The organism is Cellulosilyticum sp., from assembly GCF_982396655.1.
In genome coordinates this window covers 87,177-102,295 of the sequence record NZ_CEVXFV010000010.1, presented here as the reverse complement: position 1 = coordinate 102,295, position 15,119 = coordinate 87,177, and the positions used below count along the sequence as shown (strand labels likewise).

Below are 15,119 nucleotides of genomic sequence, written 5' to 3'. Positions count from 1 at the left end.
TCTGTTGTTTCATAAACAAATGCCTTGGTAATCAGGCAACTACACAGATTAAACATTTAATATTTTGATAAATAAACTACTGTTTAATTATTGCAAGGATATTATAATTTTTAGGATTACCATATTTATCCTTTCTATAATTAAAGATTAACTAGCACATATCGTTATATTAATTTCCATTAAGTATTAGTTATTATTAATCCTATTTATTAATACAATTAAAAGGTTCCTATAATCTATAACACTATAGGAACCTATTTTTCAATTCGCTTTATATAATTAAGGTAGCCTCTTTTACAAACTCATCAATGAAATCTGCCCTTTTAAATTATGTCGTATCTTCTCAGCTACAGTATCAATAAAGAGACCATTGCTTGGTTTCTTCCACCCACTATTTTGCATAACACCTCTTCCAAAATAGGACTCTTTGTACTTACTGTGAGAACTAGCCCATCCTAATTCTATTGCATGTCGCATATCTTTTTCTATACTTGTACTAGAAGTATGATATTTTTGAGCTAGCATTGGATATAATTCTTTGGTCATTGTATTCGTCACATTTGGATTCATCACTGTCATCAATATGGCAGTTTTTAAATATTTATAGCCTTTAAGATTAGCTCTTATGCCAAACCCTAATAAAATACGCCCAATATTATTTGCAAGCCCAATTTCACCTACAAGCATTAATGGGTCTTCTTCAAGTTCATAATCGTCATCTGAAAAATACTCTCCAATATCTTTCTCTTCTACTTTATCAAATCCTATAATTTCATAAATATCTTCTATTCGCTCTGCAATGAGCTCTACCTGGGTTGGCTTTGTGATAATAAATTTACTTCCTAACATATTAGCTTTACGGAATAAAATTTCAGATGTACAAGATGAGGTAAAGATTATTTCTATCTCTAATTTCTGTTCTGCAATATATTGTAGAATAGATAAGCCATCACTATATTTTATCTCCTGATCTACAACTACAATATGTGGTTCAAATTCATTTATAAGAGCTATTGCTGCTTCCCCATCATTACATTGTTCTATCTGCTTAAATCTCCTAGCCTCTAATTCTGTTTTTAAGTTTTTCATATAACTTAAACTCCAGTCTGCTATAAGCACTCTTATTTCTTCTTTACGTAATTTCATCATTTCTCCTGCTTTCTTCTATTTCTTTACTTGATATTCAAGATAGTTTACTATACGCAAGATGAAATCACATATAACCACTTTTAAATTAATTTTTTCCATTCTCTACTATGCTTATCATTTTTCCAATCCTTCATTATTAATTCATCATTAATTTATGCTATATTAGTATTTATTTCATATTGAAATGCCCTAAAATGCCTCATAATGCACAGTTGTACTAGCAACTAACGGCATTATGAGGCATTTAGGGGCATTGTTATTCACTTTTTTAAGAGTCTATTATAATCTTGGGCAATAGTATAGGTTATGCACTTTTATTGGCGTAATATTCTTCTAAAGCTTTTTCTACAATTTCACTTATTTCATCATTACTTTCTTTCGTAAAATATTTTTCAAATACTTCTACTTCTATCTTGATTGTCTTTTTAGAATGTTTCTTTTCTTTAGAACACAATATATCACTTATAATCTCCATCGTTATTTCTTTCTCATTAGCTAATTCTCTTAGTTCTGTCGCCTGCTTATTTGAAATTTTAATCTTAAGCTTTCCAATAACTTCTGCAAGTAGTTGTTGAGCAGATAAAGATAAATAAGATATGTTTTCTGCAACAGTAAAAGCTATCTTCTCTTCATCTAATAAGTGTTTTAACTTATCATCCAACTTATATATTCTTAAATATCGACTCACTGTCCTAGATGCTAAGCAAAATTCTTTTCCTACCTTTTCTCTGCTCTCTAACTTTTGGCCAATTTGGCCAGAAGTATCTTCACCACAAAATTCATTAATTTCTTTAAGCAGGTCCATTCTCCTTCCTTGGCATCTTAACATTTCATGATGTTCATAAAGTACGGTAGCCCTCTCTGAATAACTCATATCATTAAAAGAACGTTGCATAAGATTTGACTCTGTAACAATCCATCTTGCTTCATCATCCGATATATGCTCCTTGATTATGGCAGGAACCATTGTTAGTCCAGCTAGTTTTGCTGCATTGGCCCTATTATGCCCAGCTAGTATTTCATATTTCCCCCTTTCTTGTTTTGTAGGTCTTACAATAATTGGATTTATTATTCCTAAATCCTTAATACTATGAATCATATTCTCTAAACGTTCACCTTCATATAATCTAAATGGATGATCATGATAAGGTATTAATTGTTCAATATGTAGCTCAAGTATAGCAGTATCTTGAAATAAGTTATCTAATTTCTTTAATGTACTATTCTTCATTTGCTATTATCTCCTCTGCTACTTGAATATAAGCTTGTGCAGCTTTATGTTGTGGTGCATACTCTACAATACTTTTTTGATACATTGCTGCTTGTGCTACCTTTGTAGAATATGCTATTGTTTGTTGAAATATTGGTATAACTCCACCATACGCATCAACGATCATTTTTACTACTGCTTTTGTTAATCTATTTCTCTCTTTAAATTGTGTAAACAGAATTCCCTCAATATCTAACTGCGGATTAATCCTTCTTTTGATACGTAAAATTGTTTCCAAAAGCATTTCAAGACCTTTGGCAGATAAATATTCTGCAGTAACAGGAATAATAACTGAATCACTTGTAGCTAATGCATTTATAGTTAGTAAACCTAGAGACGGTGAACAATCTATAATAATATAATCATAATCTGACTTGAGCTGTTCAAGTATATCAGCTAGCACATATTCTCTACTCATAACATTTACTAATGACACTTCTATAGCTGTTAATTCCTTATTAGCAGGTATAAAAAACACACCATTTCTTAATTCCGCGATATCATAATTAAGATTTAGATTTTCCCTTTTATCTATTGAATCACTCATTAAATGGGCGATAGTCTTAGGCATTTGATTTATTTCTTCAAACCCAGCCATAACTGTAAGACTCGATTGTGGATCAAAATCTATCATTAACACTCTTTTTCCTTGTTTAGCAAGGCATTCAGAAACAGTATAAACTGTTGTTGTCTTTGCTACTCCTCCTTTTTCGTTTATAACTGAAATGATTTTACACATATCTATATTCTCCTTTTTCTCGATTTATTTTTTGTTATTCAATGTACACTTCTATTATCCTAAATTAAAAAGTTGATTGATTTTAACAAGGATATTAGCACATTAAAATCCTTATTTTTCAATATGTTTATCCGTTTTATCATTCTTTACTGTGCGACATTGCTTTTATCACTTTTTATGCTTATCAGTTTTAATATCTTTAGTGATTTTATGCACTAAAGCAGTTGAAACATGATATTGCTCGGCTATCAGTTGTAATGTGTTTCCTGCCTTTCTCAACTCTCTTATTTCATAAACCTCTTGTGTGGATAATTTTCCAGGACGACCATTATTTTTAGCAATGCTTATAGCTTGATAATAAGCAAGCTCTATATTCACATGCTCTAGCTGCTCCATTACGCTTTCGTAATCAGAAACCAGTTTTTCATATTTTCCACTCAGCTGCTCCATATCTTTGATTCTCTTTTTCAGTCTATAATCATTTATTTCTAGCTGAGTAATATAGTTTTGAATCTCTATAATACTTCTAGACTCCTTGGTGCCATTGTGTATCTTTATACAATTTTGTTGCATATTGTCTCCTTTCTATTTTCACAAACTGTAAATTTATACTTTATGAAAAATATTTTAGTATAGTTATTCATTATTCATCTTCCATTTCCCTAAAGGATTCTCAAGGATATTTCCTACACCTTTTGTTTTTAATGGTAAAGATATAATATGTATATCAAGTTCACTGAGAATCTGTCGGTATCTTTTCATGGTATACCTAGAACAACTTCCTTTCTTCTTACTTTTCGTGCCTCTATAATTAATTACTCCTTCCACTCCAGCTCGTGCAATGATATTGATAAAGTTAATCAGCTTGTCTCTTTGAGCATTCTTTATTTCTGCTTCTATAAGCTTTGATTTAATAACATCAAGTTTATGAAAATCTTCCGTTCCAAATATGGTGACTATGTATTTTTTTATGTATTCATCAAAGCATCTCTTCTCCATGTAAGCTTCTAAACTTCTTTCTCTTGTTTCCTTCTTCTTTTTATTTTTATCTTTATATACCTTCTCCTCTCTAGCCTTATATGCGAGATGATTTCGCATTAATCTAACTTCAAATCTAATAACATTTCTTTCATATGGCAAAGGTTCCATTCCTTTGCTTCTTCTCTCTTCTTCTTTGTCATACAAACAAACGACTAACGATTTTGAAGCTAAATATATTGTGGTTTGATAGGATTTCTCTGATCTATAGATTTCCTTGCCATCTTTCTGTTCTCTAGTTGCATTCTTCTTAGTTCTCTTCTTTAAATGTCCATAGCTTTTTGCTATTTTTCTCCATAACTTAAATAAGATTTTACGATGCTCCTTATTTTCCACTTTTAAATCCACTCTATAATCAATGCGGTTCAGAATAAAATGTCTATCTGGGAAATCAAATAATTGATGTTCCAATTCCAGAATATGAAATTGTATTAGTTCATAATCATCTGGAACAATCTCTCCATCTTCTGTTCGCCCTAACAACTCAACTGCATCAAACTGAAGATAGATATTATAACTCCCATTCCACATCGGTTTCCCAATTCTTATATTAAATTTACTAAATTGTCTTTCAAGTTTTCTAATAACTCCTTTTATATATTGTCCATGCTTTCGCTCTACAAGTTCTTTTTCTACGTGTGTTATATTTACGTAAAATTCTAATGTATGTACCATAGGTCGTCCCTTTCTACTTTTATTGCAAAATCAATGTTTATATGAGTTTTTTTATCTCTTTTTTTGCAACAATGGCGTATATTTATTATTTAAGATTTTGCCCTCAAAATTTTCCATTTTTGAGAACGTAAAATCAATCATACTATTCTCAAATAGCCAATGCAAGGGAATTTTACATGTACATTTTTTTATGTTATTCAGAATATATTTTTAAATAAACATAAGAATTAGCTCTCATTTTAAAAAATTCTATTTTCACTTTGAGGGCACTTTTGAATATCCTATAATCTCCTCCAACTCAAAATGAAATCCTATAATTTATCTAAACATTTGTAGTGAGTTTTACATCACTACCTTCTATCCCCCTTGATAATCAACATCTGTATTCAAAACCTTCAATTCTCCTTTGAGGGGCTTGTACAGTATGCTATAATCTTTCTCATGTGTCCTAAATCCCATTATACAAACTATTATTTAAGGCATTAATTTTTTATCTAGGAAACTAATTTTGTGAAATACAGACATCAAATATTTATAATCTTTTCACACAATCAACTCCTATAGCCTTTGATACTCAATGCCTATACTCAAAACGTTCAAATTCACTTTGAGGGGCTTGTACAGTATGCTATAATCTTTCTCATGTACCCCAAACTGGGTTATATGAACTATTTATTTATGACATTAAATTATTAACTAGGAGACTAAATTTATGAAAATACAAAGAATCTTTAGTGATACATCAACACATTCTCTAGATGATCTTTCATCTGTTCTTACAGATTTACTAATAAATGAATTTATTGCAAAAATAACTAAATCAGTTAATCCTGAAGCAGACACTGAGGAGGTGGCAGCATGAGATGTGCAGTTTATATTAGAATTAGTAAAGACAGTGAAGGACAAAAAAGTTCTATTGAAAATCAGCATCTTCTATTTCAACAATATGCTGCAGACCATTCATGGGAAATTGTTGAAGAATATATAGACATTGAATCTGGTACGACTTCTAAAAGAATAAACTTACAACGTCTAATAAATGATATGAGCAAGAATAAATTTGATATTATCTTAGCTAAAGAACTTTCCAGGCTATCGAGAAACGGAGCTTTAGCTTATCAAATTAGAGATAATGCTCTAAAATACAATATTAAGCTGTTAACTCTAGATAGAGCTATCAACATGCTTGAAGGTTCCAATGAAATGTTTGGATTGTATACTTGGATTTACGAGAATGAAGCACAAAAGACAAGTGAACGTACAAAAACTGCATTAAGAACTAACGCTAAAGCCGGGCATTTCATGGGTTCTATTCCTCCATATGGGTATCGCATTGAAAATAAAAAATTACTAATTAGAAGCGATCACACACCTCATATAGTACGTCGTATTTTTCAAGATTATCTAGCGGGATTAGGCTGTGATAAAATAGCTCGTAACCTAACATTAGAAAAGATTCCAACACCTAGCCAAACTGCTAATAAACGTAACGCCTCTATATATTGGTATGGATCTACCATAAAAACCATTTTGCAAAATAGACATTACGTAGGTGACTTAGTTCAAGGAAAAGAATCTACTATTAGTGTAACTTGTAAAAAACGCAAAAAAATTGAAGAAGACAATTTTATTGTCGTTCCTCATATGCATGATCCTATTATCACTAAGGAAATGTTTGATGCCGTTCAGCTTATGCTAAGCAATCGCAAAAAAGCAAGACCTGCTCCTCAACTTCACTTATTCTCTAATCTACTCTTTTGTAAAGATTGTGAAAAGGCCATGCACTATAGTGCTAACCGTTTAGGCTATATTTGTGGTACATATAATAAAAAAGGCAAGGATTACTGTAGTTCTCATAGTATCAAAGAAAATGCTTTGACTACTGCTATTTTAGATGATATTAATCAACTATTAAAGGATGCCACTATCAATTGCTCCATCTCAGATTTGAAGAAATATATAAAAAGAGAAGTAAGTACCTTAACTAAATATAATCGTTCTCTTCAAAAACAGCTCAAGCAGATTCAGTCTGAAAACAATTCAGCCTTAAAAAAGCTTATTAAAGGGGATATTACAAATGAGCAATACACTTCCTTTATTAGTTTAGATAGTCAGTCTACAGAAATGCTAGAGACAAAACTACATTCTAATAGCCTATTGATAACAGAGCTCAATAAATCTACTGTATTAGATGACCTCCAGCAACTTATTCATCAAAGGCAAGTTTCTACACTAAGCCCTACTATTCTTAATCTATTCATTGAAAAAATAGAAATTCAGGATAGCCAGCACATTGATGTTTACTACAAATACAAAAACTAATCAACTTGTATAAGAAAGGTACTTGAAAATTTATAATATTCTCAGAGAGATAGGCAATATAAAATTATAATGTAATCTTATCATGCCAAAAGGCACAATCTAATCTCTTGCAATTAAATTGTGCCTTTTGGGTTACTATGATTTACACGTTCTCTCATACCATTTCTTCCAGTACTCATCTGTCATCATAGCATGTATGAGTTCTACCTTGGTGGCTTCAGATGCTATCTCTTGATTAATGACATCTTCAAAGTCTTCACACAGTCTATACCAATCACTCTTTGTTAGTAAGCCCTCTGTTCTATTGTCACAGGTTTCTTGATCATAGTTGTATTTGATAAGTTCTATAGCATGTAGCAATATATTCGCAAGGCTTTCCATCCGCATGCTATCCTCTGAAAAATAAATATTATCTTTTTGTTTTAACCCTCCAACTTCAATATTGTTTAAGTCTCTGATAAGGTCATATAAACAAGTAGATTTATGAGATTCAAAAATCTCGTCTATATGGAAATGCCCAAAGAACCACCATTTATATTTAAGCTTCCTTTGTAAGATATCAAAAAACTCATTCACTGATTCCTTTTCTTTTTGAAATTCAATACATTCTTGCATCACTATATTAGATGTCGTATGGGATAACACATAATCCACTTCCCATTGGTGCTTATCTAAATTTGTTTGTGCTTCATCTAATTCTGCCATAGTGGGTGACTCTTGAGGCCACCAAGACTCAAATGGTATCCGGCTATTTTTATCAATACTGCTTGCTCCTCCCATAACAAAGAATTTCTTATCATCTATTGTATAGATTTGCCCTCTCATTAGGTGTATTACATTTTCCCTAATACGATGAATCTTTCCACCATGCCATTCTTCTATTTTATATCCATTTAACAAGTCAAAATTCTCATGATTTCCATCTACAAAGAGCGTTGTATAGGGCTTTTTATTGTGATAATCAAGTGTACTGTCATCATACTTACTATTATTCCAAACTGCACCAAAGTCCCCACAGATTATAAGATAATCATTTCTAGTTAACTCTTTCTGCATTGGAAAATGAGAAGTGTGTAGTTTTTCAAGATCTAACTCCCTATGTGTATCTCCTGTTACAAATATCATTGCTCTTCTCACGTCTCCTTTTACTTTACTCCTCTTATTCAGTCCTGTCTTTTGTAATCTCAAGCGTTGACAACTTCATATTCTTTCTAAATATCTCCATCGGCATTTCCATATTTAGTAGGAAATCTGGCCATATAAACATATTTCTATTTAATTCTTGCTTGTAAAACATTGCAAATTCCCACTTTTAATCATCTGTTAGCGTTGTATAGTTTAATGCATACTCGCCCATTTTCTCATCTGTCACTTCACGATCCAGTAAGTACTTAATAAACAGCAACTCTAAATCAATATTTTCTTTTAATAATTCTTGGAACTTCATTTCTTTATTGAATTCCTACATTTTACCTAGTACTTTCTATAGCATATATTCGATTTTACTACTAAGTCGTTATATTTAATAGTTATTTAGATATAATTTGACAACTTAGTTCCCTTATTTCTATAATTGACTTAGGTAAACAAACTACATCTCAATTAACAAAGGAGATGTAATAAACTATGAAATGTGCAATTTATATTCGCGTAAGCACTCAAAAAATTGAGCAACAGGCTTCTCTAAAAAATCAAAGAGAACTTTTTATTAACTTCATTCAAGAACGTAATTGGGAACTTTATGATTTCTATGTTGATATAGAGTCAGGGACAACATCTAATCGTGAAAATTTGAATCGATTAATTAAAGATATGGAACAGCGAAAATTTAGCATCATCTTAGCTAAAGAGCTTTCAAGATTGGCTCGTAATGGTGAACTTTCTTATCGCATTAAGAACCTAGCTGAGAATAATAAAATTGATATTGTGACCCTAGATAATGCTATTAATACACTTGAAGGAAATCGTAGCATGTTTGGTCTTTATGCTTGGCTGTATGAACAGGAATCTCAGCGTATCTCTGAACGTGTTAAACACTCTCTTACTAATAAAATTAAGCGTGGTGAATTTAAAGGCTCTATTCCACCATATGCCTATAAAATAGTAGATGGTCAGCTACAGATTAGAGACGAATACTGCAAAAATATCGTGATTAGAATCTTTAAAGACTATTTAAGTGGAAAAGGTCAAACGTTGATAGCGAATGAACTTACCAGAGAAGGTGTTCCTACACCTGCTCAAGTAGCTGGTAAGGCAAATGCTTCTAATGAGTGGCATGCTTCTAGTATTAAACTTATACTACATAATCCTCACTACTTAGGGCATCTGGTACAAGGACGTCAAACCACCATTAGTGTAACTTCAAAAGCTCGGAAAGAACTTCCTGCTGAGCAACATATTATTGTAGAAAATACACATGAAGCCATTATTGATGAAGAACTGTTTAATAACGTGCAGCATCGGTTGAATAAAAAAAGAAAGGTCATTACTGGATCTAATACACATCTCTTCTCTAATCTACTGATTTGTGATCAGTGTGGTAAAGGTTTTCATTATAAAGCCAATAGTAAAGGGTATGTATGTGGCACCTATGACAGACGTGGTAATCAGGTTTGTTCTAGCCATAGAGTTAGAGAAGCTGCTCTTGCTGAAACTGTTATTAAGGAACTGAATCAATTTATTCAGAATAGTTCCAATACCTCTCAGCTTAAATCAGTAGAAACTTCTCTACTCTCTTCTGCTGAGAAACTAGAGTCTCTCATAACAAACTGTCAAAATCAAATAGCTTGTTTAAATGAGCAAAAAAATAAGGCTCTAGGCCATTTAATTAATGATATTATTACGAAAGAGGAATATCAGATTTTTACTCAAGATATTTCTTCTCAAATCATTAAACTTAAGGAAGACTTATCTGAATACGAAAAATCCCTAGATGGATTAGATAAAAATAGCTATCTTAAAGAAATAAAAAGGATTTCAGCTTATGGCACCATTACAGAGCTTAACGCTGAAATCCTTACACAGTTCATCAATTCAATTGTAATTGATAAAGAAGGTAAACCTACGATTAATTATAGGTTTACCCTCCCTTCAGATTCTATTTAATTTTTTTAACGACACACAACACTCCACGTGCGTGGTATGAGGAAACATATCTACAGGTTGTACTTCTTCTACAGTATAACCTGCTTCTTCTGTTAGATAAGCTAAATCTCGTGCAAGTGTTGCTGGATCACAAGAAACATAGACAATTTTTTGCGGTGCCATTACTTTAAGTGTCTCTAGAAGATACATATCACAACCCTTACGTGGTGGGTCTACGACAATTGTCTCTGCAATAACCCCTTCTTCTTTATAAAGTCTTGGGATAACTTCTTCTGCTTTCCCTGTATAAAACTCTACATTCGTAAGATTATTAAGCTTAGCATTTTCTTTAGCATTTTCAATGGCTTGTGGTACAATCTCTACACCATATACTTTTTTTGCTTTCTGTGCTAAGAAGAGTGAAATCGTTCCAATTCCGCAGTACGCATCCCATACTGTCTCTTCTCCTGTTAACTGTGCATACTCAAGTGCCTTTTTATAAAGGACTTCTGTTTGAAGTGGATTAACTTGGAAAAATGAAAGAGGCGAAATCTTAAAGCTTAAATCACCTATTTTATCAATAATATATTCTTTTCCATAAAGAAGTGTTGTCTCATAGCCTAAAATAACATTTGTTTTATCAAGTTGATGGTTAAGTAAAATACTACTGATGCCTTCTACCTTTTTAAGTGCTGTAACAAATTCCTCCGATTTCGGTAATTTACGCCCATTAATCACAAGACAAACCATAATTTCACCTGTATGATAACCTGTCTTAATCATTAGATGACGTACAAGCCCCCTATGTGTCTCTTCATTATATATAGCAATGTTATTTTCATTTAAGAAGTCTGTTACGATACGCATAATTTCTTCATTTTTAGGATTTTGAATACTGCATTTATTAGATGGCACAATGCGATGGCTTCTTTGAGCAAAAAATCCCATCTCTACAGTATCTCCCTCCTTACGAATAGGATATTGCGCTTTATTACGATAGTTGTATGGTACTTTCATTCCCAATGTATCTTTTACTGTAATATTTTTCAAGCCACCTATACGTTCAAGGCATGCCCTTACTTTGTTTGTCTTCCAGTTTAACTGTGCCTCATATTTCATATGTTGGATTTGACATCCGCCACATTTCGTAGCCACAGGACAAGTTGGTTCTTCTCTAAATGGTGATGGCGTGATGAGCCTCATCATTTTGCCATAACCATAGCTCTTTTTTACTTTAACAAGGCGTACTTCTACCTTATCACCTGTAATAGCATCTGGTACAAATACAGTAAATTCACCGATTTTTCCGATACCTTCTCCTTGTGCCCCAAGGTCTATTATTTCTATTTCATAATGCTGATTTTTTAAAATTGGTTGTTCCATGAATACTCCTAGTTCATATATTTATTGTCATCTTTCATTAAAAGGGTTTTTATAGCCTGTGCAATCACTTTATCATCCACATTCTGCATAGAACTACTTATATTGCGCTGGATCATATGATCTAAAAGTGCTGAACCCTTTTTTGACTTATTTTCTTTTTCTTTCACTTTCCCCCCTCCTTATTCTTGAAATTCACAGACTGTTCTTTGACATACACAGTTCTTGCATTTCATAAAATTAGGCTCTGCTAAGGGCATAGATTCTCCCGTTAGCATACCACGCATCTGCTTTAAAATCTCTTTAAGTTCACGTCTTAGTCTTGCCGTATTCCTTATGGTAAATGTTTTATTGGCATACACTAATTTCCCATAAGGCGGTCTTTTACCATAAATCTCTTCTATAATTAAAAAATATGCCACGAGCTGATAAAGGTCCCCTGGATGTGGTTCTTCATCTTCTTTTAAACGGCCACTTTTAATCTCTAACGGAATATAACGTTTTAAACACCATGTTTCAAAAATATAATCTGGCTTACCTTGTAAATTATATTCTGGTGCCACTAAAAGCTTAGCCCCTTTTTCATCGGCATAAATAGGACTCGCCCCTCTTACACCTATATCTTTCTTATGCTTTTCTTTAATAGTTGGACGAAAACTAATCCACAGAACGCTTGTCATGAGTCCAATTCCTACTATTTGTCCTACTAACGACATTTTATCACCACCCAAATCATAAACCCAAGAGCCGTTAGTGCGATAATCCAACGTATGCATTTTTGAAAACGATAACTTAAGTAGTAATTCTTATGAAAACGTAAGCCTTTTTTGAAATTACTCTCTAATTGACTATTTTTATCTTTGAGTGCTTTATATCTTTCCTTCAAATCCTTTTGACCATAATAACGACTATAATACCACTGATAAGGGCAATATACAAAGCGATTAATCTCATTGGCAGATATTTTTAGACTCGCATTTTTAGGTCCTTGATTCTTAGAATTTTTATTCTTCATCATTTGATTTGACGAATATTTCTACCTAATATTTTATTATACCCAATATAACACTCATCTATTGGTGCTGCCTGTAGCATTTCTTCTAACATCTTGAGCTTAGAGTCTGAGTAGTCTGCTAAATGCACAATCATAGCCTCAATACATTTTGGACGTTTAGGTGATGCATATTCATATTCTCCATGATGGGCAATCACAATATGTTTTAAGAGCATTTCTGTTTCTTTGGGAAAATCAGATATTTCCCTTGCCTTATCATGAATAATTTCTGCACCGATAACTAAATGTCCTATGAGCTGTCCTTCATCTGAATAATCATTTTTAGGAAATGGTGTTAATTCATAAAGCTTGCCAATATCATGAAGTAAACAACCTGCAATGACAAAGTCTTTCTTTACACCTTCATATAAATCTGCCATATGCATACCTATTTTAGTCACAGTTACTGTATGCTCTAATAAACCACTCAAATAGGCATGATGAACACTTTTAGCTGCACTATGATTTATAAAGCGCTCGTAAATACTTTCTTCACAAAATATACTTTCTAAAAGCTTTTTAATATACATATCTTGAACTTGATCTATAATACCTAGTAATTCACTTTCTAAGATATCCACATCTTTTTTTGTATGTGGCAAATAATCTTTTAAGTTATATGTTCCTTCTTCTGCTTTCTTTATACTATTTACATTGAGTTGCAGATTTTCTTGATATAAAATCACTTCACCCTCAACTTCTACCACATCATCTACTTCAAATGGCATAATACCACTATGCAGTGACCAAATCTTACCATCTACTGTTCCTGTACAATCTTGAAAGCGTACAGTGCAATAGTCTTTTCCATTTTTATTTTTTAATATTTGTTTATACTTACATAAATATGTGCCTTTAATTGTCTCTTGAGGTTTTAATGCACTAATTGTCATCATATTGATCTCTCCCTATTTGCTTCTACAAGTAATAGTACCAAATCTAACCTATAATTTCAATGTAAAAAGAGCTCCAAAGCTAAATTACTTAGCAAAGCAGCTCTTATAGACATTAATTAATATAAACTGGTAGGATTAGAGTTCGTTGTTGTCGTCACTCTTGTCGCCTTAAGTGTAATATTTAAAACTTTCTTTTCTTTATTACGTACAACCTTCACTTCTACTTTATCACCTACACGTTTATTTGCAATTAGTGATTTTAGTTGGTTCATATCTGTAATTTGTGTCCCATCAAACTCAAATAAAATATCACCGGCCTCAATACCACCTATATCTGCACTACCACCTGGTGTAACTTGTGCCACATAAATACCAATTGGTAACTCATACATATTTGAAGCATCACTACTTACATTGCTTCCCATAATTCCTAAGCTTGGTCTTTCAATTGTACCATTCTCAAGTATTTCTTCAATAACTGGCTTTACAGAATTAATAGGAATAGCAAATCCCATACCTTCTACACTACTATCTACCAATTTAACGGTGTTAATACCAATTACTTCTCCAGTAGGTCCAACTAAAGCCCCACCACTATTCCCAGGATTAATAGCAGCGTCTGTTTGTAACAATGTCATCGTACGAGAAGCATCTACTTGGACTTCACGATTAATCGCACTAATAACACCTACTGTTACTGTATTATTAAAAGCCGCTTCCATAGGGGTACCAATAGCTACTGCCAGTTGTCCAACTTGAACCTGATCACTGTCACCAAGTGTAGCTATACGAATACCACTTAATGTATCCGCATCTAGATTTTCCTTACGTACAGCAACAACAGCTAAATCAGTTGTTGCATCTTGTCCAATAAGTTCTCCTTCTACTTTTGTATTGCCAAGAAAGTTAACAGCTAAACTTGTCGCACCTTCTACAACATGGCAGTTTGTTACCATATATACTTTTTCATTATCCTCTTTGAAAATTACACCTGAACCTAAACCAGACTGGTCATAATCTCCTAAAAAAGTGGAAACAACCTTTGTATTATAAATAGACACAACACTTGGCCCTACATTATTAGCAATATCTGTAATATTATTATTAAGTGCAACAGGCTGTACGATGCCATCTGTACCATTGCCTGTCACAGCTTGCTGTACAACAAGGCCACTTCCATTGTTGTTACCTAATTTTGAGCTTATAAGTGCAAAGCTAGAACCTATTGCAGTACCACCTACTAAACTACCTATTACAACACCTGCCACAAACTTAGGCCAAGTGGATTTTTTATTTGATTGGGTTTCATTGTTAGGGAAGGGAGTCACGAACTCTTCCGTGTTCTCCTTAGTGATTTCAGGATTATATGTCATTTCAATATGTTCATTCTCACTTGAATTTAAATTATTAGCTTCCTTTACGCTTTCCTCATTTTGATTAAAATCATTTGACTCATTCATAAAGTATTCCTCCCTTTAACTTGTCTTCTCGGTCAGTATAATGCCGAATTAT

17 protein-coding genes are annotated in these 15,119 nt (G+C 32.6%); 3 read left to right on the top strand and 14 right to left on the bottom strand.

Going from position 1 to position 15,119, the window contains the following annotated elements:
• Window positions 1-294: 294 nt before the first annotated feature.
• The 5 genes from AC1VAQ_RS06565 to AC1VAQ_RS06545 all read right to left on the bottom strand — a co-directional run bounded on the left by AC1VAQ_RS06565 (window position 295) and on the right by AC1VAQ_RS06545 (window position 4,871).
• A complete protein-coding gene (locus AC1VAQ_RS06565) occupies window positions 295-1,146 on the bottom strand; it encodes a sporulation initiation factor Spo0A C-terminal domain-containing protein (protein WP_479903659.1) in 852 nt (283 codons plus the stop codon).
• Between the two features lie 307 nt (window positions 1,147-1,453).
• Entirely contained in the window at window positions 1,454-2,380 is a 927-nt protein-coding gene (locus AC1VAQ_RS06560) for a ParB/RepB/Spo0J family partition protein (protein ID WP_302596547.1), read from the bottom strand.
• Complete coding sequence (locus AC1VAQ_RS06555) at window positions 2,370-3,158, bottom strand: ParA family protein (protein ID WP_302596548.1); 789 nt, start codon at window positions 3,156-3,158, stop codon at window positions 2,370-2,372. The genes AC1VAQ_RS06560 and AC1VAQ_RS06555 overlap by 11 nt, the downstream gene beginning before the upstream one ends.
• 168 nt (window positions 3,159-3,326) lie before the next feature.
• Window positions 3,327-3,731 (bottom strand): helix-turn-helix domain-containing protein, encoded by a 405-nt coding sequence (locus AC1VAQ_RS06550; RefSeq protein WP_302596549.1) that lies wholly within the window; start codon window positions 3,729-3,731, stop codon window positions 3,327-3,329.
• Between the two features lie 63 nt (window positions 3,732-3,794).
• A complete protein-coding gene (locus AC1VAQ_RS06545; protein WP_479903658.1) occupies window positions 3,795-4,871 on the bottom strand; it encodes a hypothetical protein in 1,077 nt (358 codons plus the stop codon).
• Between the two features lie 712 nt (window positions 4,872-5,583).
• Here AC1VAQ_RS06545 and AC1VAQ_RS06540 point away from each other — a divergent pair.
• Window positions 5,584-5,733, top strand: a complete 150-nt coding sequence (locus tag AC1VAQ_RS06540; protein ID WP_302596551.1) for a hypothetical protein — start codon at window positions 5,584-5,586, stop codon at window positions 5,731-5,733.
• Complete coding sequence (locus tag AC1VAQ_RS06535; protein WP_302596552.1) at window positions 5,730-7,193, top strand: recombinase family protein; 1,464 nt, start codon at window positions 5,730-5,732, stop codon at window positions 7,191-7,193. Before AC1VAQ_RS06540 ends, AC1VAQ_RS06535 begins: the two co-directional genes overlap by 4 nt.
• A 135-nt stretch (window positions 7,194-7,328) precedes the next feature.
• Here AC1VAQ_RS06535 and AC1VAQ_RS06530 read toward each other — a convergent pair whose 3' ends face one another.
• From AC1VAQ_RS06530 to AC1VAQ_RS06520, 3 genes are read right to left on the bottom strand one after another with little or no spacing between them, the layout of a single operon-like run.
• Window positions 7,329-8,330, bottom strand: coding sequence for a metallophosphoesterase family protein (locus AC1VAQ_RS06530; protein WP_302596553.1), 1,002 nt, complete (start codon window positions 8,328-8,330; stop codon window positions 7,329-7,331).
• A 22-nt stretch (window positions 8,331-8,352) separates the two neighbouring features.
• Window positions 8,353-8,490 (bottom strand): hypothetical protein, encoded by a 138-nt coding sequence (locus AC1VAQ_RS06525; RefSeq protein ID WP_302596554.1) that lies wholly within the window; start codon window positions 8,488-8,490, stop codon window positions 8,353-8,355.
• Between the two features lie 15 nt (window positions 8,491-8,505).
• Window positions 8,506-8,640: a hypothetical protein gene (locus AC1VAQ_RS06520; protein ID WP_302596555.1), complete on the bottom strand. Its 135-nt coding sequence runs from the start codon at window positions 8,638-8,640 to the stop codon at window positions 8,506-8,508.
• 179 nt (window positions 8,641-8,819) lie between these two features.
• Here AC1VAQ_RS06520 and AC1VAQ_RS06515 point away from each other — a divergent pair, with 179 nt between their 5' ends.
• Window positions 8,820-10,298 carry a recombinase family protein gene (locus AC1VAQ_RS06515; RefSeq protein ID WP_302596556.1) on the top strand — a complete coding sequence of 493 codons (1,479 nt, stop codon included), beginning with the start codon at window positions 8,820-8,822 and terminating at the stop codon, window positions 10,296-10,298.
• Here AC1VAQ_RS06515 and rlmD read toward each other — a convergent pair.
• The 6 genes from rlmD to AC1VAQ_RS06485 form a co-directional block, all read right to left on the bottom strand.
• Entirely contained in the window at window positions 10,284-11,660 is a 1,377-nt protein-coding gene (rlmD, locus tag AC1VAQ_RS06510; protein WP_302596557.1) for a 23S rRNA (uracil(1939)-C(5))-methyltransferase RlmD, read from the bottom strand. The two genes, AC1VAQ_RS06515 and rlmD, sit on opposite strands and share 15 nt — an antisense overlap.
• Before the next feature lie 8 nt (window positions 11,661-11,668).
• Window positions 11,669-11,827 (bottom strand): hypothetical protein, encoded by a 159-nt coding sequence (locus AC1VAQ_RS06505; protein ID WP_302596558.1) that lies wholly within the window; start codon window positions 11,825-11,827, stop codon window positions 11,669-11,671.
• A gap of 12 nt (window positions 11,828-11,839) precedes the next feature.
• Window positions 11,840-12,373 (bottom strand): CRISPR-associated protein Cas4, encoded by a 534-nt coding sequence (cas4, locus tag AC1VAQ_RS06500; protein WP_302596559.1) that lies wholly within the window; start codon window positions 12,371-12,373, stop codon window positions 11,840-11,842.
• Window positions 12,364-12,675 carry a hypothetical protein gene (locus AC1VAQ_RS06495; protein ID WP_479903657.1) on the bottom strand — a complete coding sequence of 104 codons (312 nt, stop codon included), beginning with the start codon at window positions 12,673-12,675 and terminating at the stop codon, window positions 12,364-12,366. Before AC1VAQ_RS06495 ends, cas4 begins: the two co-directional genes overlap by 10 nt.
• Window positions 12,672-13,607: a 3'-5' exoribonuclease YhaM family protein gene (locus tag AC1VAQ_RS06490; RefSeq protein WP_302596560.1), complete on the bottom strand. Its 936-nt coding sequence runs from the start codon at window positions 13,605-13,607 to the stop codon at window positions 12,672-12,674. Before AC1VAQ_RS06490 ends, AC1VAQ_RS06495 begins: the two co-directional genes overlap by 4 nt.
• A 116-nt stretch (window positions 13,608-13,723) precedes the next feature.
• Entirely contained in the window at window positions 13,724-15,067 is a 1,344-nt protein-coding gene (locus tag AC1VAQ_RS06485; RefSeq protein ID WP_303244312.1) for a S1C family serine protease, read from the bottom strand.
• Window positions 15,068-15,119: the final 52 nt, after the last annotated feature.